The organism is Microcoleus sp. N9_A2 (assembly GCF_036701775.1).
In the GTDB taxonomy this organism is placed as follows: Bacteria; Cyanobacteriota; Cyanobacteriia; order Cyanobacteriales; family Microcoleaceae; genus Microcoleus.
Window position 1 is genome coordinate 1 of the sequence record NZ_JAUBRH010000070.1, and the last position, 20,755, is coordinate 20,755.

Annotated in this window: 16 protein-coding genes and 1 CRISPR repeat array; of the genes, 8 read left to right on the plus strand and 8 right to left on the minus strand. The window is 46.5% G+C overall.

The window, feature by feature from the left end:
- Positions 1–99 precede the first annotated feature (99 nt).
- Positions 100–552 carry a hypothetical protein gene (locus tag QUA44_RS26325; protein WP_333310016.1) on the plus strand — a complete coding sequence of 151 codons (453 nt, stop codon included), beginning with the start codon at positions 100–102 and terminating at the stop codon, positions 550–552.
- Positions 553–909: 357 nt separating this feature from the next.
- Here QUA44_RS26325 and QUA44_RS26330 read toward each other — a convergent pair whose 3' ends face one another.
- From QUA44_RS26330 to rpmI, 6 genes are all read right to left on the minus strand, one after another.
- Complete coding sequence (locus QUA44_RS26330) at positions 910–3,105, minus strand: diguanylate cyclase domain-containing protein (RefSeq protein WP_333255897.1); 2,196 nt, start codon at positions 3,103–3,105, stop codon at positions 910–912.
- On the minus strand, positions 3,102–3,710 hold the full coding sequence (locus tag QUA44_RS26335) for a chemotaxis protein CheC (protein ID WP_333255899.1): 609 nt from the start codon (positions 3,708–3,710) through the stop codon (positions 3,102–3,104). Before QUA44_RS26335 ends, QUA44_RS26330 begins: the two co-directional genes overlap by 4 nt.
- On the minus strand, positions 3,707–4,084 hold the full coding sequence (locus QUA44_RS26340) for a response regulator (protein ID WP_333164983.1): 378 nt from the start codon (positions 4,082–4,084) through the stop codon (positions 3,707–3,709). The genes QUA44_RS26335 and QUA44_RS26340 overlap by 4 nt, the downstream gene beginning before the upstream one ends.
- Before the next feature lie 237 nt (positions 4,085–4,321).
- The gene (locus QUA44_RS26345) at positions 4,322–4,852 is read right to left on the minus strand and encodes a tetratricopeptide repeat protein (protein WP_333255901.1); all 531 of its coding nucleotides are present in this window, start codon (positions 4,850–4,852) and stop codon (positions 4,322–4,324) included.
- Positions 4,853–5,124: 272 nt separating this feature from the next.
- Positions 5,125–5,481: a 50S ribosomal protein L20 gene (rplT, locus tag QUA44_RS26350; protein WP_190658174.1), complete on the minus strand. Its 357-nt coding sequence runs from the start codon at positions 5,479–5,481 to the stop codon at positions 5,125–5,127.
- Positions 5,482–5,500: 19 nt separating this feature from the next.
- Positions 5,501–5,698, minus strand: a complete 198-nt coding sequence (gene rpmI, locus QUA44_RS26355) for a 50S ribosomal protein L35 (protein WP_006634164.1) — start codon at positions 5,696–5,698, stop codon at positions 5,501–5,503.
- A gap of 272 nt (positions 5,699–5,970) precedes the next feature.
- On the opposite strand from rpmI, the gene QUA44_RS26360 reads away from it, so the two are divergent.
- On the plus strand, positions 5,971–6,969 hold the full coding sequence (locus QUA44_RS26360; RefSeq protein ID WP_333255903.1) for an MrcB family domain-containing protein: 999 nt from the start codon (positions 5,971–5,973) through the stop codon (positions 6,967–6,969).
- 676 nt (positions 6,970–7,645) lie between these two features.
- On the opposite strand, the gene QUA44_RS26365 is transcribed toward QUA44_RS26360, so the two are convergent.
- Positions 7,646–8,104, minus strand: coding sequence for a clan AA aspartic protease (locus QUA44_RS26365; RefSeq protein WP_333255905.1), 459 nt, complete (start codon positions 8,102–8,104; stop codon positions 7,646–7,648).
- 241 nt (positions 8,105–8,345) lie between these two features.
- Entirely contained in the window at positions 8,346–9,383 is a 1,038-nt protein-coding gene (gene pdhA / locus QUA44_RS26370) for a pyruvate dehydrogenase (acetyl-transferring) E1 component subunit alpha (protein WP_006634162.1), read from the minus strand.
- A 447-nt stretch (positions 9,384–9,830) separates the two neighbouring features.
- On the opposite strand from pdhA, the gene QUA44_RS26375 reads away from it, so the two are divergent.
- The 6 genes from QUA44_RS26375 to QUA44_RS26400 all read left to right on the plus strand — a co-directional run bounded on the left by QUA44_RS26375 (position 9,831) and on the right by QUA44_RS26400 (position 20,730).
- Positions 9,831–12,134 (plus strand): IMS domain-containing protein, encoded by a 2,304-nt coding sequence (locus QUA44_RS26375; RefSeq protein WP_333255907.1) that lies wholly within the window; start codon positions 9,831–9,833, stop codon positions 12,132–12,134.
- 266 nt (positions 12,135–12,400) lie between these two features.
- On the plus strand, positions 12,401–13,612 hold the full coding sequence (locus tag QUA44_RS26380; protein WP_333255909.1) for a glycosyltransferase family 4 protein: 1,212 nt from the start codon (positions 12,401–12,403) through the stop codon (positions 13,610–13,612).
- Positions 13,613–13,691: 79 nt separating this feature from the next.
- Positions 13,692–17,389: a CRISPR direct-repeat array (repeat unit 37 nt; unit sequence GTTTCAATCCCTGATAGGGTTTTAGGTATTTTCCGGC).
- 829 nt (positions 17,390–18,218) lie between these two features.
- Positions 18,219–18,965 (plus strand): dienelactone hydrolase family protein, encoded by a 747-nt coding sequence (locus tag QUA44_RS26385; RefSeq protein ID WP_333255911.1) that lies wholly within the window; start codon positions 18,219–18,221, stop codon positions 18,963–18,965.
- Between the two features lie 214 nt (positions 18,966–19,179).
- Positions 19,180–20,079, plus strand: coding sequence for a S1 RNA-binding domain-containing protein (locus tag QUA44_RS26390; RefSeq protein ID WP_333255913.1), 900 nt, complete (start codon positions 19,180–19,182; stop codon positions 20,077–20,079).
- 322 nt (positions 20,080–20,401) lie between these two features.
- Positions 20,402–20,515 (plus strand): type II toxin-antitoxin system HicA family toxin, encoded by a 114-nt coding sequence (locus tag QUA44_RS26395; RefSeq protein ID WP_333255926.1) that lies wholly within the window; start codon positions 20,402–20,404, stop codon positions 20,513–20,515.
- A complete protein-coding gene (locus QUA44_RS26400) occupies positions 20,515–20,730 on the plus strand; it encodes a type II toxin-antitoxin system HicB family antitoxin (protein ID WP_333255914.1) in 216 nt (71 codons plus the stop codon). The genes QUA44_RS26395 and QUA44_RS26400 overlap by 1 nt, the downstream gene beginning before the upstream one ends.
- Positions 20,731–20,755 lie beyond the last annotated feature (25 nt).

Below are 20,755 nucleotides of genomic sequence, written 5' to 3' on the forward strand. Positions count from 1 at the left end.
TTACAACTTTAGATGCCTACTTTTTTTTGAATACGGTTTTGTTTGATCATCTTGATCCTTTCCTTCAGGGCACTACCGCAATTGCGTGGGAATCTACGAATGGCGAACACTGGTACATTATTAGTACGCTCACCTACTAATCTCCAAACTTTTCGGGAATATGGCCAACGCTTTACCATTGAGGAAAATTTTCTGGATGATAAATCCTCTGGATTCAATCTCGAAGACTCTAAACTCCGATCCGCTCCAGCTCTTTCTCGACTGTGCTTGGTGTTAGCCATGACTACTTTGTTCTTGACTGCTCAAGGTGTTGAAGTTGTCATTTTAGGTCAGCGTCGTTGTGTAGATCCACATTGGTATCGGGGTGCTAGCTACTTGAAAAATGGCTGGAGTTGGGTCAAACAAGCTCTGAACAAGGGCTGGAATTTAATTTCTGTTATCTCTTTTTCTACTAATATTGACCCCGAACCAGTCAAGGCTTCTCGTTTACAACATCAGCAAAGAACTTACCGAATTGAGTTTCAAGCTACCACTGTAGTTTGGGCTAATTAAACTTTTGTCAGTCAATCAGCTCTTGATGTAAGGGTTTCAGCTTTTTTCAGCAAGCCCTAATTATTGTATCACAGTTTAAGTGCACAACAGGTTATCGATCTCATGCTTATATTTTGGTTGATTTATTCTTGATTAAAAATATTCCCAAATCCTAATTTATTGATTGGATTCAACGATTTAATTAATCCAATAAATCAATTCCAACCCTTTTATTTTTATGTTTGAGCTAGCTTATTTCTTACTTTTTTAATTCGCAGAGTGACAGAAGAGGGATATCAGGGTTGGATCACGCGCTGACAATGGCATTTTTTTTGCGGAGTGGTATAACTACTCGGAATTCACGAATATGGCAATTCGTCAAGCGCTGGTGGGAGAGGGTAAATTAGTATTGGCTATAGAAAAATCTACAGGAAGTATCGAAGTGACTGTGCCATTCGGCTTGCCAGCAGCAGGATCGGGCTGGTAAAGTTGGATACGATCGCGCCCAAGTCGTTTAGCTTGATATAGGGCTTGGTCGGCTGCGGCAATCAGAATTTCGGCTCCCGATTCAGATGCAGGAACAATACTCGCTACGCCCAGGCTGAGAGTGACGTACTCGCTCACCTGAGAACCTGCGTGAGGAAGCTGCAAAGCTGCGATTTTGAGCTGTATGTGTTCGGCTACCAGCACAGCGCCTTGAATCGCGGTATTTGGCAAAATAACGGCAAATTCTTCGCCTCCGTAGCGAGCTACTAAATCGGCGGGGCGATTGACTGCATTGCCGATCGCCGCAGCGACTTGTCGCAAACATTCGTCTCCCCCTGGATGCCCGTAAGTATCGTTGTAACTTTTAAAAGAATCAATATCGCAAAGAATAAGGGACAGAGGGGTTTGTTCCCGCGCTTGTCTGCGCCACTCCATTTCTAAATATTGATCGAAGCGGCGGCGGTTTGCTAGCTGGGTGAGTTCGTCTAAACTGGCCAAGCGCTCTAACTTGAGGTTGGCGGCTTGCAACTGCTGGTATAGTTCTGCTTGCTTGATGGCGATCGCCAACTGGGTGGCCAGAGAAGACAGCAACTCTACTTCCAACTGCATCCACTGCCGGGGACTGCACTGGTGGGCCATCAGCAGCCCCCACAACTCGTCTCCTTGCACTAAAGGCACAACCAAATACGCTCTCACCGCGAATTGTGCGAGCAAGTCAATTTGATATTGCGGCAAATCGGCGGCCAAAACATCGGCGATCGGTCGGATCGATCGATGTTGGTACGCTTCGAGATAGAACTGGTCAAAACAGAAATTTTCCAGGGTTTCCCCCAACATCGGCTGGCAGTTGGGAGCTACAGATTCCACTGTCACCGCCCCCGTCGCCGGGCCGGCGCAGAGACTGCCGATACAGGGGTTAAAGCGCACGATCATCACTCGATCGGCCTGAAGGAACTGACGCACTTCTGTCACTGTCGTGCTGAGCACTTCGCCCAAATCCAGAGACTGGCGGATGTGCTGAGTAATCGTCGCCATCAGCAGTTCTCGTTCGTTCTGCTGCCGCAGCGCCTCTTCTGCCCGCTTGTACTCGGTGATATCTTGAGCGGTGCCGAAAATTTGTTTGGGGCAGCCGTCGGCTGTGCGGGCGAAAACTTGGTCGCGGCAGCGAAACCAGAGCCATTCGCCCGATCGATGTTTGAGGCGATACTCCAACTCCAAAATATGCCCGTCAGGGGCGGAGGGAAATTTTTGCTGGTGGGCTTTGAGCCTCGGCAAATCTTCTGGGTACACCAAACTGGAATACAAAGCAGTTTGCATTTGTAAAATTTCTTGGGGAGTGTAGCCCAACAATTTAGAAGCTTGACCGTTGACGTAGACGTTGCGCTGTTCGGTCAAATCGTAGATGTAGAGCAAATAAGGCGCAGCGTCAGCAATCTGCTGGATAAAATGCTGGCTCGATCGCAATTCTTCCTCCACCCGCTGACGCACTTGCACTTCTTCCAAAGCTTGATCCCGCATTGTGCGGTAAGCTTGGATGCGATGGGTGAGGTCGGTCACGTCTTGAATCACCAGCAGCGCGTAGAAGGATGGGCAATTGACCCCCGGCCATATTGATGACGAAACTGAGGGTGCAGATTCCCTACACACAAAAGCACTTCTTGGTGATCCGACTCCGACAGTACCGTCTGATTCCAACTCAAGAGTATGGAGAACCCAGTCTCTAATCTCCTGTTCTTCTATGCCAGCCTCTAGGGCTGGCACAGCAGTCACAGTAGTTTGCTGAATTCGCTGCTGACCGTCTTGCCAAGTTGCCGGAATCAGGTGTTTGTGAATTTGAGAAGAAAAAATTGTTGGCGGGCCTCCTGCAAAGATTTGCTTGAAGCGAGTGGCGTACTTTAACTGACTCAGGTGAGGAAAATGGGTTGTGATCTTTGTTCCCAATATTTGGCTGCGGGGAATTTTAGTCCACTCTTCCAGACAAGTGTTCCAAAACAGCACCACAAAATCATCCTGCAGCAAGCAGGCGCCGACTGGTACGCTGTCGAGAACCCCAAACTTTTCCTTAATACTTTTGCTCTCCTCAATCATAGACCCCCGGCAAGTTGATTGATAGCAGTCAACAAGGTGTCAAAGGAATTAACATTGAAAATAAGAATGATATCTCCTTCAATGTGAAGCCTTTCAATCATGAAACTGGTCTGGGCTAATAAAACAACTGTATCAGTAGCTAAACCGCCAGATATCAGCAAACTAGCAATCGTCCCTTCGCTATAAGTGGGAATTGAGTAGTTCAGGCGCTGCTGAAGTACGTTGCTGATTGCGCCCATGACCCCATTAATTACAATATTTCCCACTTCACTCAGCGTACCAATTTTGACTGAATCGAGATCGTGAGTTCCAACTTCTTCCCCTGTAAGCATTGTCACCAGCAGGGCAGCGCTGTTGGTGGGAAAGACTAGCTGGGCAACGCCTCCAAAGGAGCCTGTGAATTTGAGCTGGACAGCGGCGATTTGCTCGCCGTTGAGGTGTTGCTCCAACTCTTCTTCCAGGTCCATGGGAGTCAGGATTTGAAGGTAGGGGATTTGCAAGCGAATCGGGGAGTCGATCATGTCGTTCAAAACCCCTGCGGCTTGACCGATCCCGATGTTGACGAGTTCCTGCAAAGCATCGAGCTGTCGAGTGCTTAATTTCATTGGGTGCTCTCCTCGCTAACACTGAGAGCTTTTTTGATCCACCCGATCAGTTCATCTGAGTTGGGCATTTTGTGAATGACTGCCAGGGCTCCGAGTTCCATGCACTCGGAGCGGGTGCTTGCTTGGATGTCTGCGGTAATTACGATCACTGGAATTTTATATCCTCGATCGCGCATGGCTTGCAGGACTTCCCGACCTTCCATTTCCGGCATCAGCAGATCTAAAAGCATACAGTTTGGGGTTTTAGTGCCGAGCAGTTCTAGAGCTTCTGGGCCGCTGGATGCTTCCCAAGTCTCGTATCCTTCTGCTCGCAAGATTTTGCAGATCACCCTGCGAGTCAACCACGAATCTTCGACAACGAGAATTGATGTCACTACGTTCTCCTCCTTCTATTGTTTAGAACTGACCGGCGTTGCAGGTACTGCTTTTATCTTGACAGTAATTTAAAGTGCTGGGACGGTGTGTGATCGAGCTTCACTTGGAATTCCTGTTCTTAAAAACTAACGCATTAATGTGTTGGATAGTTTAGTATCTGGGACTATGTGAAGAAAAAACCCGGTTTCTGAATGAAACCAGGTTTGGGGGATCTCTATTGCTCCTAACATGGGCGCTCAATTATAGATTACCAAACGCTTCCGGAGGGACTCTACTCGCTGTTTGGCAGTGGCATTGTCTGGATCGCAGGCGAGAGCTTGTTCGTACATTTCCAAGGCTTGAGCTGTTAATTTCTTGCGTTCGTAGGCGTGACCCAGATTGTTGAGAGATGTAACGTATTCTGGCTGTAACTTCAGGGCTTCTTTGTAGTGGCGGATTGCGATGTCATACTGTTCTTGGCCAAAGTGTGCAAAACCGAGGGCGTTGTAAATAACAGCTTGATTTTCTTCGCCTTCTAAGTCTTTGGCTTTCATGGCTTTTTGAAACAGTACGATCGCCTGGGAGTAAAGCTTCTTATCTACATAGATACTTCCTAATTCGTAGTATTCCTGTGCTGTTCCTTTTTCTATGGTCAGCTTATTTTCTAAGCGTTCGAGAGACATTTCCAGCTTGCGAGTTTTGAGAATTTGGCGCACAACAAACCAGGAAGTGCTGCCGAGTATAGCGAGCAGGACTGACAGGTAAACAATCAGCAAATTACTATCCATGTTTTTCTTAAAATTAGGTAGAGCAGTGGAAGGTTTTATTTATTTTAAGGCGTTAGCAATCCCTGACATTTGCCTCTGCAACTGTATAGAAAACAAGGAAATAGCGATCGACCGGCCCGATCGCGATTTCTGAAAAAGCAAGAGTCCAGAAGTAAGAACAAAGAAGGAAAGTGGCTCTCAACCTCCTAAATTCATCAGGAGTTTTCCTTCTCTGGCCGACTGTTAAATCTTTCTTACTTCTGCTTTCTGCATTCTGAAAATCAAGCGAACTTTCAGCCTCCGGCTCGATTAGCCATTTCGACGACTTTCCCGAATGTTGCTGGGTCAATGATCGCCATTTGTGCCAGCATTTTGCGGTTGATTTCGATGTTGGCTTTCTTCATGTTGCCGATCAGTCTGCTGTAGCTCGTGCCGTGCTGGCGCGATGCGGCATTGATCCGAGCAATCCACAGGCGACGGAAATCGCGTTTGCGTTTTTTGCGATCGCGATAACCGTTACGCAAGGCTTGCATCACCCGTTGGTTAGCTGTGCGGAACTGTTTCGACTGTGCGCCTCGGAAACCCTTGGCTAATTTGAGAATTTTTTTGCGGCGCGCTCTGGCGACATTACCGCGTTTTACCCGTGTCATCTTTAATTTCCGTTAAACTTTACAAGTATGGAAGCATTAACCGCACGTTAGCGTCGTTGGTCTCGTCGATGACGACCAGCTTAGAGAGACGGCTTTTGCGAGCTGAACTTTTGTGCTGTAGCAAGTGGCTTTTGTAAGCTTTACGGCGCACAATTTTACCGCTGCCGGTCGCTCTAAAGCGCTTTGCGGCTGCTTTGCGAGTTTTGAGTTTTGGCATGAACTGGTGTTATTTGGACACAAGCTTCAACCGTATCACATTTGTGGTACTTTCTGCAAGGGAGATTTGCTGGTTGGGGGCGGCGCTGTATTTGGGGCAATATACAGGATGGGCGATCGGCTAATCTTGTGGTTGTTTGCTGCCGTTAACACCTAGTATAGAATGTTATATCGCAGTTCGGGTATCATTAAGGGTTATCGGCAGGGTTAATATTTGAAAGCTGCTGGTGAGGCACGATAATTAAATTGAAGATGCAACATTAATTATTGGTTATGGCGCTTAGAGAGTCCATTGAAAAAATCCTTTGGGAATATCCATTGGTCAGTAATGACAACTTCGAGGGACATTCCTTTGCTAGTTATGTCAAAAATGTAGTGCCGAAATCAATAAGTGCTTCATTGGAATTACCAGAAATCTATAGCGTAAAAGCTTCAGCAGGGAATGGTTCTTGGGCTAAAGTTCCTTGGATAGCAATATTTAACAAGCTTGTAACTGAGAGTGTCCAGTCGGGCTTTTACTGTGTTTATTTATTTCGCGCCGACTTCTCAGGCGTTTATCTTTCTCTCAATCAAGGAATAGCAGATAAAAGAAAGAAGTTCGGACTTGGGAAGTCGAGGGACATGGTAAGGGATCAAGCACAACTATTTAAAGATAAGCTTGGTTCTGACAAGCTCAGAGAATTTTCAGAAACTCTCGATTTTCAGCTTGATTCGATCCCCAAGAAAACTACTTATAGAAGGCTTGGAATTGCGTATGAAGCAGGAAACATAGCATCGAAGTTTTATTCAAGCGAATCACTTCCTGACGACAAGGAGCTGGTAGGCGATGTTAGGAAAATGCTTGAAATTTACTTCTCCCTGTTTGAGGAGGTTTCTTTGAAGGATGAGGCTGATTCTGATTTGTTCAACGAGGTTTCTTTGAAGAAGGAGGCTAAGAACAATGAACCAGAAAGAGAATGGTTTGAAGATCCGAAAAAGTATAGACTTCATCGAGTAACAGAACGAAATCAGACGTTATCTAGAAAAGTTAAGCAGTTGCAAGGATATGAGTGCAAAGCGTGCGGTTTTGATTTTGAGTCTCGATACGGAGAAATAGGCAGAGGATACATAGAAGCTCATCATAATGTTCCAATTTCCAACTTGAGCGGGGCAAAGATTCAACTAGATCCGCTTAAGGATTTTACTGTGCTATGCTCAAATTGCCATAGTATGATTCATCGCATTAAACCAACGCCAACCCTAGAGGAGTTTAGGCAAAACTTGCAGATATAGTATGAGTATTTGAATGTTGATTTCGTATAACAAGGGCTTGCAATAGTTAGAGTAAAATAAACCCATGCAAATTATAGCAGCTAAATCCTATATAGAGTACCGGAAAAATGTTTTTCTTTCAAATCCGGGAGATACTGTTGGCGTATACATTAGACATCTCGCAAAAGAAGGCGGGCGTAATTGCTTCTGTGCGCCTATGATTCTATTGATATTTATGAATTTTTATGAATAAGTAAAAATTCTGAAGCATGGATACATAACTTACATTTTTCAAAATTTTGTGCGACGTAAGTGGAAAATTTATGTACAATTATTAGAGATTTATTGGCGATTTTTTAAGCTGAGCTACATCAAATTTTGGCGTTGCTGATTTAAGGTATGAAAGGCTAAATATGCCAGTCATAGAAACCAGTATCCACAAAGCTTGGGGATTTTTAACTTATTTTTTTCATACCCTGATTAAGCAACGCCTAATTTTATTGTAAGTCTTGCGTTGGTTTTGGGAACCTTTTACCTGTTTTGATGCTTGGTGCTGTAAAGATGAGTTTGAAGAATGGCTCTACGACTAAAAGCCTTCGTAAACCTTGGAATACGTGCTGATTAAAAATGCTGGCATCATGCCGATATTAGCACTAGAACATTACAAATAAAGGAGGTATTTAAACTTGATTTAGTATTAAACTCTCCATACAGGCCTGTCGGGATTTTCGGGATTTGGAACTAGACGCTGATTTTTGCAATCTACTAGCAAATCTAAAGTTTCTAACACAGTTTGACCGATTAGCACCATATCGCCTAAAACCATTGTCGCCTCAATTGTCTCGCGCCCTTCTATTTCAATGATAACAGGCCCTGTTAATCCCACTGTTTTTTGTCTGCCATCGGCATATTTTGCTATTTCTTGACTCCGAATTCTTAAGCCGAGGTGTTCGCAGACTTCGAAAGGAATAGCTGTGCGTACTGCACCAGTATCTATCAGTGCTTCGGCTTCATACACGCGCAACAGATTTGGATTGAGCAATCCTCTTTTGACTAACTCTTCATCAATGGCATTCGTTAGCTTGACTTTGACTCGAACTGCACCCATATTTTTGCTGGCTTGAGTTTGAGTTAGATTGCGATCAAGATTTATCATATCGCCTCTTTTCGTCTAGAAAGTCTACCTTTGATTTTAGCCCTAATTTATGGTAGTAAGCTTCGCAGTGCACACCCTACAAATAAAGTTTGTACGTAAGTCTTACAGCGTATTTCCGGTTTAGGAAGTGCAGTAGGGACAAAGGCTTTCGCCGTGTCCCTACGGGGATCTATCACTCTTGTGGGGAGTAGGGGGTGGGCATCCTGCCCGCCCTAAACATACAAGTTAAATGCACAACAGCTTACTCATCTTCTGCATAGATAAACCGATACAATTCGCTAGGATCGGGCTCAGCGCTTTTCTCAGCAAAATCCACTGCATCGTCAATTACTGCTTGAATCTTATTATCGATCTCTTTCAATTCTTCAGCAGTTGCCAAAGTTCGATCGATCAAATCAGCAGCCAACTTCTTAATCGGATCGCGGGGGAACCAATATTCCTTCTCTTCTTTAGAACGCAACTCATCAGGATCGGCCAAAGAATGGCCGCGAAAGCGATAAGTCAAAGCCTCGATCAAAGTCGGCCCCTCGCCGGCTCGCGCCCGCGCCACAGCTTCCTTCGCCACTTCCCGCACCGCCAAAACATCCATCCCGTCAACCTCAAAACCAGCCATGCCAAAAGCATGAGCCTTCTTGTAAATCAGCGGATCAGAAGTAGCTCGCTCGTGGGCCATCCCGATCGCCCATTTGTTGTTTTCCACAACATAAATAATCGGCAACTTCCACAAAGCCGCCATATTCAAACATTCAAAAAACTGCCCGTTATTTGCAGCACCATCGCCAAAAAAACAAGCAGTCACGCCATCGGAACTCTCATCCCCCAAAGCTTCGCGCCGGTACTTCGATTGAAAAGCCGCCCCCGTAGCTACAGGAATCCCCTCAGCCACAAAAGCATAACCTCCCAACAGTCGGTGTTCGGCCGAAAACATGTGCATCGAACCGCCGCGGCCCTTCGAGCAACCAGTTTCCTTCCCGAACAACTCCGCCATTACCTCCCGCGCCGGGACGCCCGCGCTCAAAGCGTGAACGTGATCGCGGTAGGTGCTGCTAACGTAATCGGTGTCATCCCGACGCATCGATCGAATCACGCCTGTAGAGACAGCTTCCTGACCGTTGTACAAGTGGACAAAACCAAACATTTTGCCTCGGTAGTACATCTCAGCACACTTGTCCTCAAAGTAGCGCCCCAAGACCATATCCTCGTAGAGCATTAAGCCCTCATCCCGAGAAATGTTTACGCTTTGCGCGTCAAAAACTGGTAAAGTCCGTTCCTGAACCATAAATAATTAATACCCGACGATCAGCTTCCTAGACATCTAAATTTAAACCCAGATGGGACACAACCGCAGCAGAAAACCATCAAACCTTTTCTGTGCAACAGTTCACCAATTGTTAAAATGTGTTTGGCAGGCGGGGCGGATTGCCGGGACTGGGAGAACCAACTCCCATCTAAACCCCATGCAAACGAATGATATAATTCCATTACTCTCAAACCCGAAAATGCTCAAGAGTCACACAACTCATTTAGCTGACGGGCAATGGGGCTTTCCCTTTTCCTCACTTTAAAACGCTGTAGAGGGAAAAAATCAGAGTATCTCTACGGCAAGTCCAACATACCGTGAATCGGGCGGTTGGAAGCCAACACCAGAATTTTTGATTTGGTTTGCGGGAGTATGTCACTTAAGATAGGCTAATTCAGTTGCTAGCGCTTTGGGGAAGTGGACGTAGTGTTAATTCCACTAGATTACTACCGGATTTTGGGTCTACCGATTCAAGCTACTGCCGAACAGTTGCAGCAGGCTCACCGCGATCGAACTTTACAGCTTCCGCGCAGGGAGTATTCCGAAGTTGCGATCGTCGCCCGCAAACAACTGCTCGATGAAGCCTGCGCCGTTCTGTCAGACTCAGACGGGCGCAAAGCTTACGATGCGAGTTTTTTAGCCAAAACTTACGATCGAGAGTCGGAAGCAGCACAGGAAGCCAAGCACCAGAGGTCAAAAACCTCAGCAGGCACGGCCACAGTCCTGCAAGACGCAGGAGAAACCGCTCCGGCAGAGTTCAAGGCTTTAGAGGCTGCTCCCGACCCCCACACTCCAAGTATTGAAATCGATGACAACCAATTCGTAGGAGCCCTGCTCATACTGCAAGAACTGGGGGAATACGAACTCGTACAGAAGCTGGGTCGCCCGTATCTTAACAATGGCAGCATCGCGATCGCAGAAGGTCGTTTCGGCGACCAAGAGCTCGTGAGGCCAGATATAGTTTTAACCGTCAGCCTTGCCTGTCTAGAACTCGGCCGCGAACAGTGGCAGCAAGGTCAGTACGAAAATGCCGCAAAATCATTAGAAGCAGGTCAAGAATTGCTGCTGCGCGAAAGCCTATTTGCAAGCGTGAGGGGTGAAATGCAAGCCGACATATACAAACTCCGTCCGTACAACATTTTAGAGCTATTATCACTCCCCGAAGAAAAAGTCGCCGAGCGTCGCCGGGGACTGCAAATCCTGCGAGAAATGCTTCAAGAACGAGGCGGTATCGACGGTTCGGGAGACGATCGATCGGGCTTAGGAATAGAAGACTTCCTCCGGTTCGTGCAGCAAATGCGAAAACACCTAACCAGCAGCGAGCAGCAAGCCCTATTTGAAGCCGAAGCCGGCCGCCCCTCCGCAGTCGCCACTTACCTCTCGGTCTACACCCTGTTAGCCCAAGGATTTGCCGCCAGACAGCCATCGATGATCCGTCGCGCCAAGCTGATGCTGATGCAGCTCGGTCGCCGCCAAGACGTTCACCTGGAAAAAGCCGTCTGTTCCCTGCTGCTGGGCCAGACAGAAGAAGCCAGCAGAGCCCTCGAACTGAGTTCGGAAAAAGAACCCCTGGCCTTCATTCGCGAACATTCCCAAGATTCACCCGATTTGTTGCCCGGACTGTGCTTGTACGCCGAACATTGGCTACAAGAAGAAGTGTTTCCCCACTTCCGCGACTTGGCTAACGAGTCAGTGTCCTTGAAAGACTACTTTGCCGACCCGAAAGTACAAGCTTACCTAGAAGCTTTGCCACAGGACTCAGAAACCGCCAACGAATGGGTCGTCGTGCAGCCCCGCTCCGGCAAGCTCCCAGGGCGACTGCAACCGACAGCAGGTCGATCGCCCGCTGCCATACCCGCACAGCCACCCACGGCCAAGCAGGGAGCCAGTACCGTCACCTTGACCCCCGTACCGGGCGACGCTTCCACCGCAGCCTCGGGCGCGAAATTCCAGGCAACGGTGGTCGCGCCGAGCGGTGTTGCCGCCGTCTCTCTCCCGATAGCGACAGTGCCACACCCCGCAGACTCGACTTCCAAACAACGCAGACGCCAACATTCAGGGCGCAGCAGCGGAACAAGCGGCAATGGGCTAAAGGGTGATTTGGTTGATCGGGCGCGCACCAAGGCAGCAGAAATTTCTGCCCAAGTCAAGTCCATGCCTCGAAACAGGCTGGCTCTGTTTCTAGTCGCAGGTGTCCTGAGCTTGTTATTCCTGTGGTTAATACTCAGTCTGTTGGCTAGCGCGATGCAAGCCCTCTCGCCAAAAGAGCCCCTCGTCGGGCTGGAAGCACCGCCGATAGAAATCCCCACTGTTTCCGTGGCTCCAGAGCCCAGCGCCGCGGCGTCGGGAGCAATGACTGAGACAGCAGCAAGAGACTTAGTTCAAAGCTGGCTGTCGGCGAAAGCAGCGGCTTTGGGCCCCAATCACGCTGTCGAAGAATTAAAGCAAGTTCTCACAGAACCGGCTTTGTCTCGCTGGCAATTAATGGCAGAAGCTCAACAGCGAAACAACGCTCACCAGCGTTATGTACACAAGCTGCAAGTTAATGGAGTTACCACAAATCCGACTAATCCCGATCGCGCCCAAGTAGAAGCCCAAGTATCAGAAAAAGCCGAAGTGTTCGATCGATCTCAACTCGTTTCTTCGCGCAATGAAAACCTGCGGGTGCGCTACGACTTGATCCGTCAAGAGGGACAGTGGCGGATTATGGATTGGCAAGTGATTAAGTAAGGAATTGTTCAGTTGACAGTTGACAGTTGACAGTTGACGGTTGACAGTTGACGGTTGACAGTTGACAGCTTGATACCGACATCTACCTGGAAGGAAGAGGATTGGAGTAATGAACAGTCTTCTTTTAATCTCTCCTGATCGGGGTTCTGGCTGTAAACCTATTCTTTCTGGTAATTAGTAATTGGTAATTGGTAATTTATGCTGGCTAATTACTAATTACCAATTTTTGATTATCCGTTTAATTGTTAATAGCAAAAGCGGGAGTTTTGAATTGCAGATTATTGTTGAAGGCTGGCGTTTTATTTATTTATCATTCCTATTGCGTAGCCAATCAATTTCAACTGCTGGAAATGCTCGATCGCCCGCGAGGACAAATTGAGCTTTTCCACCGCGATATGCCCTACATTGACGCAGCTTGGGAAACGAAAATTAGTTTGTTCGATCGCCCAAATGAAACATTACTTCGCAGCATTAAAAGCCCTGCGGTAAATCAGTCAGCCGATGTTACCCTGCGAATGTACTGCCCGTGGGACTTCTCGGCATCTAGCAGCGCTCAAACTTGGGTATTTGCAGCCACAGAATGGGGAATTATTACCAGTACAGTATTACAGGCGATGGGTGTTAAGTCGATCGCCCAAACCCCGGTTAACTCAGAAACAAAAATTATTACACCTTCAGCTTGGTCAAAAGCCGGCTTAATTCGCAGCGGAGTTGAGGCCGATCGCATTGCCGTCGTACCTTTGGGAGTCGATCCTCAGATTTATTATCCTGCGGCGGGCGATCGGCGTCAATCACTGCGCGAAAGTTTAGGGTGGTCAAACTATTTTATATTTTTAAATATCGGAGGACAAACGGATCGCAAAGGTATTCGCCCTTTATTAAAAGCCTTCGCTGCGGTAGTTGACAAATATCCAGATGCGAGATTAGTTTTAAAAGGTTCAGAACTGCTTTATCCGTCGAGAAACGAGATTGCTGAAGCCTGCCGAGTTGTGCTCAACGATGCGGAAAGAGCGAGGGTTTTACCAAGATTAATTTATACGGGGAGCCAGCTATCTTTTGCTCAAATAGCAGAGTTTTACCAAGCAGCAGATGTTTATGTTTCTCCCTATTTGGCAGAAGGTTTTAATCTGCCGGTGTTGGAAGCTGCGGCTTGTGGTTTGCCGGTTATTTGCACGGCGGGCGGCCCTACGGATGATTTTACGCGATCGAACTTTGCACAGCGGATTGAGAGTAAATTTAAGGCTGTGGTGAGTGACGGGGAAACCTTATTTATCTTAGCTCCTGAGTGGGAACATTTGACTGATTTGATGCAAGGGGCGATCGAACAGCCTGGATTGGCTGCGACAGCGAGGGTTGCGGGCCCGGCTTTTGTGGCTGAAAATTTTACTTGGAGGCGCGTAGTCGATCGATTGCTTGAGGTTATGGGAGGAGATAAAAAGAGAGAGGAGAAGTCTATTTTTGAGCCAATAATTTTGTAGTTTGGGCGTTTCAAGCCCTAGATGGGGAAATAGGTATTTTCCGGCACGAGAGTATCCGCGATCGGTGCATCGCGCATATGTTTCAATCCCTGATAGGGTTTTAGGTATTTTCCGGCTTGTTGTGCTGATTGGTTTTCCGCTGCGATTTGAGCCAAGTTTCAATCCCTGATAGGGTTTTAGGTATTTTCCGGCTTTTTTTGTTGGTTGCCGGCTCTGCCGGAGGCAGAGTTTCAATCCCTGATAGGGTTTTAGGTATTTTCCGGCTGAATTAGTCCAGTCGCTTACTGGACGATTAACTGGAGTTTCAATCCCTGATAGGGTTTTAGGTATTTTCCGCCCCTTGTTATCTGAACGCTAGTCAATCCAGAGGGGTGCGTTTCAATCCCTGATAGGGTTTTAGGTATTTTCCGGCTTTCAGTTTTCGCCATTTAAAAGCGGTTTCGCTGTTTCAATCCCTGATAGGGTTTTAGGTATTTTCCGGCCCTCAACCAGTCGATGAAGTCCCCGACGATCGTAAGTTTCAATCCCTGATAGGGTTTTAGGTATTTTCCGGCAAAACTTGCTAAATTCTCTATAGCAGAAGCGTCTAGCCAAGTTTCAATCCCTGATAGGGTTTTAGGTATTTTCCGGCCGCAACAACTTGTATCGATTGCTGGCTTATGTTCGCGTTTCAATCCCTGATAGGGTTTTAGGTATTTTCCGGCGGTATTCCCCAGAAAGTCTTGTCTCGCTTCGAGTATGTTTCAATCCCTGATAGGGTTTTAGGTATTTTCCGGCGTCGAAGCGGGAAACCCTGTAAGGGGCGGGAACCCGTTTCAATCCCTGATAGGGTTTTAGGTATTTTCCGGCTGTTTCTAGGTCTGCTTTTGTCTAGTTTTGCCAGTGAAGTTTCAATCCCTGATAGGGTTTTAGGTATTTTCCGGCCTTATGAATCGGCTCTTGCTGAATATAAAGAGTTGTTTCAATCCCTGATAGGGTTTTAGGTATTTTCCGGCTGCCACGGCCTGTCAATGAAGGCAATGTGTGAAGGTTTCAATCCCTGATAGGGTTTTAGGTATTTTCCGGCTTTGGATGCTTCCCTCATGCACCGCCTTCACTACGTTTCAATCCCTGATAGGGTTTTAGGTATTTTCCGGCGCGCTGGGAATTGTGCGGCAACTTGCCGCTGATGTTTCAATCCCTGATAGGGTTTTAGGTATTTTCCGGCTTTAGCCCGCAAAATCGCAGCTCGCAAAACCGTATTAGCGCTGTTTCAATCCCTGATAGGGTTTTAGGTATTTTCCGGCCTTCCTTGGATAGTTGCCAGTGTTCTACTACCGAAGCGTTTCAATCCCTGATAGGGTTTTAGGTATTTTCCGGCTTGCCTTCCCCACATCCGTCTGGCCATACTTTAAATTTGGTTTCAATCCCTGATAGGGTTTTAGGTATTTTCCGGCCCGGCTCTAGTCAGCAGCAAGCTGGCAGATTTAGCTCACACGTTTCAATCCCTGATAGGGTTTTAGGTATTTTCCGGCGTTAAGCGGCCGATTTCTCTGGGTCAAAGTTAAAAGTTTCAATCCCTGATAGGGTTTTAGGTATTTTCCGGCAAATCAATACTTTTTCCGGAAGACGCACCGGAAAAGTTTCAATCCCTGATAGGGTTTTAGGTATTTTCCGGCTTTGTCGCCGGGGGAATAGGGACAGTTGAGCAATCCTGCGTTTCAATCCCTGATAGGGTTTTAGGTATTTTCCGGCATTCCGGCGAATGATGTCATGCTATTGGGGCCCGCGTTTCAATCCCTGATAGGGTTTTAGGTATTTTCCGGCATTTTGATTGCAGAAAGTACAGATCATGATTTATGTTTCAATCCCTGATAGGGTTTTAGGTATTTTCCGGCTTCAGCCAGTCCATCATCATCTTTAAAATATCGGTTTCAATCCCTGATAGGGTTTTAGGTATTTTCCGGCTTGCAGTTTGCAAAGACTTATCTAGTCGGGCCCGAGTTTCAATCCCTGATAGGGTTTTAGGTATTTTCCGGCTTCTTACTCCTCATTCCATTAAAGGTGTCAAACAGGTGGTGTTTCAATCCCTGATAGGGTTTTAGGTATTTTCCGGCTTATTTGACCGTTATCAATGCGGATATGGTAAGCACCAAGTTTCAATCCCTGATAGGGTTTTAGGTATTTTCCGGCGTTGCCTTGCCGCTCTCTAATTCTGCGAGGCATGTTTCAATCCCTGATAGGGTTTTAGGTATTTTCCGGCTTTAAGTTGTATTTGCTCAAAGCCAGGTTGCAATGTTTCAATCCCTGATAGGGTTTTAGGTATTTTCCGGCGATAATCTTGAGTTTTATAAGAACGCTTCAAAAGCAAAGTTTCAATCCCTGATAGGGTTTTAGGTATTTTCCGGCCGGGCTGGTTATGCCCGATATCCGGTGTTAATGCCTGTTTCAATCCCTGATAGGGTTTTAGGTATTTTCCGGGCAAATTCATTAGGCATTTAGAAAGGATAGCCCTGCCGTTTCAATCCCTGATAGGGTTTTAGGTATTTTCCGGCTGTGGAAGTTTGCAAAAGTTGATTCTGGTGGTAATTCTGGTTTCAATCCCTGATAGGGTTTTAGGTATTTTCCGGCGCAAAGTTTTAGGTCGCTTAGCGATTTTTTCGTGTTTCAATCCCTGATAGGGTTTTAGGTATTTTCCGGCTTTTGACCCGGCCCGTGCTTAAATCCACAATTAGGTTTCAATCCCTGATAGGGTTTTAGGTATTTTCCGGCAGAATGGCAACGATAGGGAATTAGAAATTAATGAAGTTTCAATCCCTGATAGGGTTTTAGGTATTTTCCGGCGTGGCACTGGGGGGATATGGCTTTGGCTGTGCGACTGGTTTCAATCCCTGATAGGGTTTTAGGTATTTTCCGGCGCGATAAAAAGGCCGAACTTTAATCGGCTCATCGGTTTCAATCCCTGATAGGGTTTTAGGTATTTTCCGGCTGGTTGGGCGGGGCTTGAGAAGAGCGCACAAGCGCAACGTTTCAATCCCTGATAGGGTTTTAGGTATTTTCCGGCCAAACACCCTGTCAAGGGGAGCAGCAGCAGCATCCAGGTTTCAATCCCTGATAGGGTTTTAGGTATTTTCCGGCTTTGAAAATGTTTGAGTTTTTAGGCGCCGATGGAGTTTTGTTTCAATCCCTGATAGGGTTTTAGGTATTTTCCGGCACGAGAATATCCGCGATCGGTGCATCGCGCATATGTTTCAATCCCTGATAGGGTTTTAGGTATTTTCCGGCGCGACACCAACGAGCGTTTTCGATAGAAGAATGAGCGTTTCAATCCCTGATAGGGTTTTAGGTATTTTCCGGCTGATGCCAATCTATCCCGTGTTTTATTGTTCGCGATGTTTCAATCCCTGATAGGGTTTTAGGTATTTTCCGGCGCACCAAAATTGGCATAATAATTTAGCTCCAAAGTTTCAATCCCTGATAGGGTTTTAGGTATTTTCCGGCATTTTCAAACTCCTTTGCCCAAGCCGAGAAGTTGGTTTCAATCCCTGATAGGGTTTTAGGTATTTTCCGGCTTTTTTCTCGAAAGCGAACCGCTAACTGAGTCGTTTTGCCAAACATGTTTCAATCCCTGATAGGGTTTTAGGTATTTTCCGGCAGGTACAATATCTGTAGTATACCGAGCGCTTTCTTGTTTCAATCCCTGATAGGGTTTTAGGTATTTTCCGGCCCAAGACTTTTGCTCCTGGTGCTTGCAATATTGTGTTTCAATCCCTGATAGGGTTTTAGGTATTTTCCGGCCGCCCGTTCCAGAAGCCAGGGTGTATTTGGTTTTCAAGGTGCAGTTGCGTCCATCTAAAATAAAAGTACCATTCCAGCCTTCGGATTGTCAATACCTTAGTTTCCATACTCACTCCAAAACCTTATCCTGTAAAGCTTTCAGACTTTGCGTCTAGCTTTTTTTCACACGAGGGGCATCAAACTCTTGCTGCACATGAGTTTGAGCCGAAAAATTTGATACTCCGATTTTCACACCTACCCATTGACGCAAACTCAGCAAAAAATATTCTGCGCTCAAGGGCTCTACGCCACCAATACCTTATATCTTACCCTGACAGCAAGCGCACAGCGAAAAAAACCAAATACTGTCTTCCTTGGGTTAGATGACTTTGTTCGGCATGGCGATCGTAACTTAGACTTGAGTCCTAGCCTGCATCAATCTCCTCAAACGATTCCGCCAACCAGAAAGCAAAGCGATTAAAAAACAACTCGGATATATCAAAAAAAATTAGCTCATATTCAACAGCTAACGACTTAGACACTTATCTCTAAAATCTCACGAAAAAGCCCGATAAAAGCTGCCAAGTCGTAGACTTATCAAAATCTCTGCTTGAGAAAATCACAGACAACAACTTATATTTTACCGAAATTGAATCCCCAATTAATTGGTAGGATTGATTTGCCCCAACTTATTCAGCGAAACCTAAACCTTCAACAATAAGCGAATTTTTACCTGCCATATTTGCGGTATTTGCGCTTCGCCGTTCCGAAAAATATTATTGGCGAATAGCCTAAAAATTCCCCAAATTAACTTAAAATCAGTAGAGTGGCATTTACCTTAAAACAACCTATGACAAAAGCCGAAATTAGCACCAAAAACATCACAGTTCCTAACGGGGATTTGCAAATAGCTGCATACCTAGCCCAGCCAACCTCCCCAGGGCAATTTCCCGCAGTAATCGTGATTCAAGAAATCTTTGGCGTCAACTCGCACATCCGCGAAGTTACTGAAAGAATAGCAAAAGAAGGATATGTGGCGATCGCCCCAGCCATCTACCAGCGTCAAGCCCCCGGCTTTGAAACCGGCTACACACCCGAAGCCATCCAAATCGGCAGAGAATACAAAGAAAAAACCACAGCTTCCCAACTTCTCAGCGATATCCAAGCCACCATCGATTACCTCAAAACTCTACCCTCTGTCAAAACAGAAGGTTTTGGCTGCATCGGTTTCTGCTTTGGAGGACACGTCGCCTACCTCGCCGCTACTTTGCCCGAAATCAAGGCTACAGCGTCGTTCTACGGCGCCGGTATCGCCACTCAAACCCCCGGCGGTGGCACCCCCACGATCGCCCGCACAGCAGACATTAAAGGCACTCTCTACGCCTTGTTTGGCACTCAAGACCCCAGCATTCCCTTAGAACAAGTTGACCAAATCGCCGCAGAATTGCAAAAACACAGTATTTCTCACCAAATTTTCCGCTACAATGCCGATCACGGCTTCTTCTGCGACCACCGCGGCAGTTACGACGCTACGGCAGCAGCCGACTCGTGGGTGCAGGTGAAGCAGCTATTTCATCAGCAACTTCAACCAGCTTAGAGAGTGGGAGATGGGGAAATAAGGAGAGTGGGAAATAAGGAGAGTGGGAAAGGGAGAGGGGGAGAGTGGGAGAGTGGGGGAATATCTTCCTTCTTCCTTCAACAACTGTCAACTGACAACTGACAACTGTCAACTGACAACTGTCAACTGACAACTGACAACTGTCAACTGGCAACTGGCAACTAAATTACTGACAACTGACAACTAAACTGACATGAATTCCAAATCTACAGGTTCTCAAAGCGCAAAAGCATCCTTTTCAATGGATGATTTTGCTAAAGCCCTCGAACAGCACAATTACGAGTTCCAGAAGGGACAAGTAGTTCGCGGCAAAGTGTTCGAGTACGACTCAAACGGCGCGTATGTTGATATCGGCGGCAAGTCTTCGGCTTTTTTGCCGATCGAAGAGGCTGCTTTGAGAACAGTAACGGATTTGTCGGAAGTGGTTCCGCTGGACGAGGAACGGGACTTTTTGATTATCCGCGAACAAGATGCAGATGGCCAAGTTACTTTGTCTCTGCGGCAGTTACAAATTCAGCAAGCTTGGGAAGATTTAGTTGAATTGCAGGAAACCGGTAAAGTTCTTCAGGTGCGGGTTTCTGGGGCGAATAAGGGCGGCGTGACTGTAGATGTTCAGGGAATGCGCGGTTTTATTCCCCGATCGCACTTAGTGGAACGCGATAACCTAGAATCGCTGATCGGTCAATCTTTGACCGTTAATTTTTTGGAGGTTGATCGCGAACGAGAAAAACTCGTACTTTCCCAGCGGATGGCCACTCAATCGAATGCTTTCAAGGATTTGCAAATTGGTCAGTTGGTCGAAGGAAAAGTCAGCAGCATCAAGCCTTTTGGCGTGTTTGTGGACTTGGAAGGAGTTAGCGGTTTGCTGCACATCAAGCAAGTCAGCCAAAAATATATTGAGAACCTCGGACAAGTTTTTGCCCCAGGCCAACCCCTGAAAGCCGTGGTGGTTGACCTCGATGAAAGTCGTGGTCGGATTTCGCTTTCTACTCGGGTACTGGAAAATTATCCAGGGGAAATGGTGGATAAAATGGCGGATGTTATGGATACGGCAGAAGAGCGATCGGAACGTGCTAGAAAGACTCTTTCTTAAGTCTTGACAAACTTACCCGTTTACTTGTTTTCAGGCAAAACCAGGAAACGAGTAAACGAGGGAAAATTTAGCAAAAATTGCCCCAATGTGCGATCGGGCTTCATCAGCTATCCAAAAATGTGTTCCCCCGTTGGTACGGCTTAACAGCGGATGATTTGAAGCAAATTTTAAGCCAATTTTCAACATAGTTTCTGAGTGGCAAAATAGTCAGTATTAGCACAATTTAAAATAGAAAGAACAAGTAATGAAAATTCGTGAGGTACTCAAGCGATTATAAGGGGATGGATGGTATGAAGCAAGAATGCGAGGCAGTCATTGAGTCCTGAAGCACCCTGAAAAACCTGGTATCGTAGTTGTACCGGGTAGTTTTTCAGATGAAGTCGCCATTGGAACTCTCAAAAGTATTTGGAAGCAAGCACAACTGGAGGAGGAATAATGAAGGAATATGTTGTAATCTTTGAATGGGCCGGCGCTAACTATTCAGCTTATGTTCCAGATTTGCCTGGTTGTATTTCTACAGGTAAGACACTTGAAGAAACAGAAAGCAATATTAAAGAAGCAATTGAGCTTTATATTGACACGCTCCGAGAGGATGGTCAACTCATCCCAGAACCGTCGCTCAAAACTAAGACAATTTCTGTTGCAGCTTAATTAGCATGAATTTCAATCTTCATTT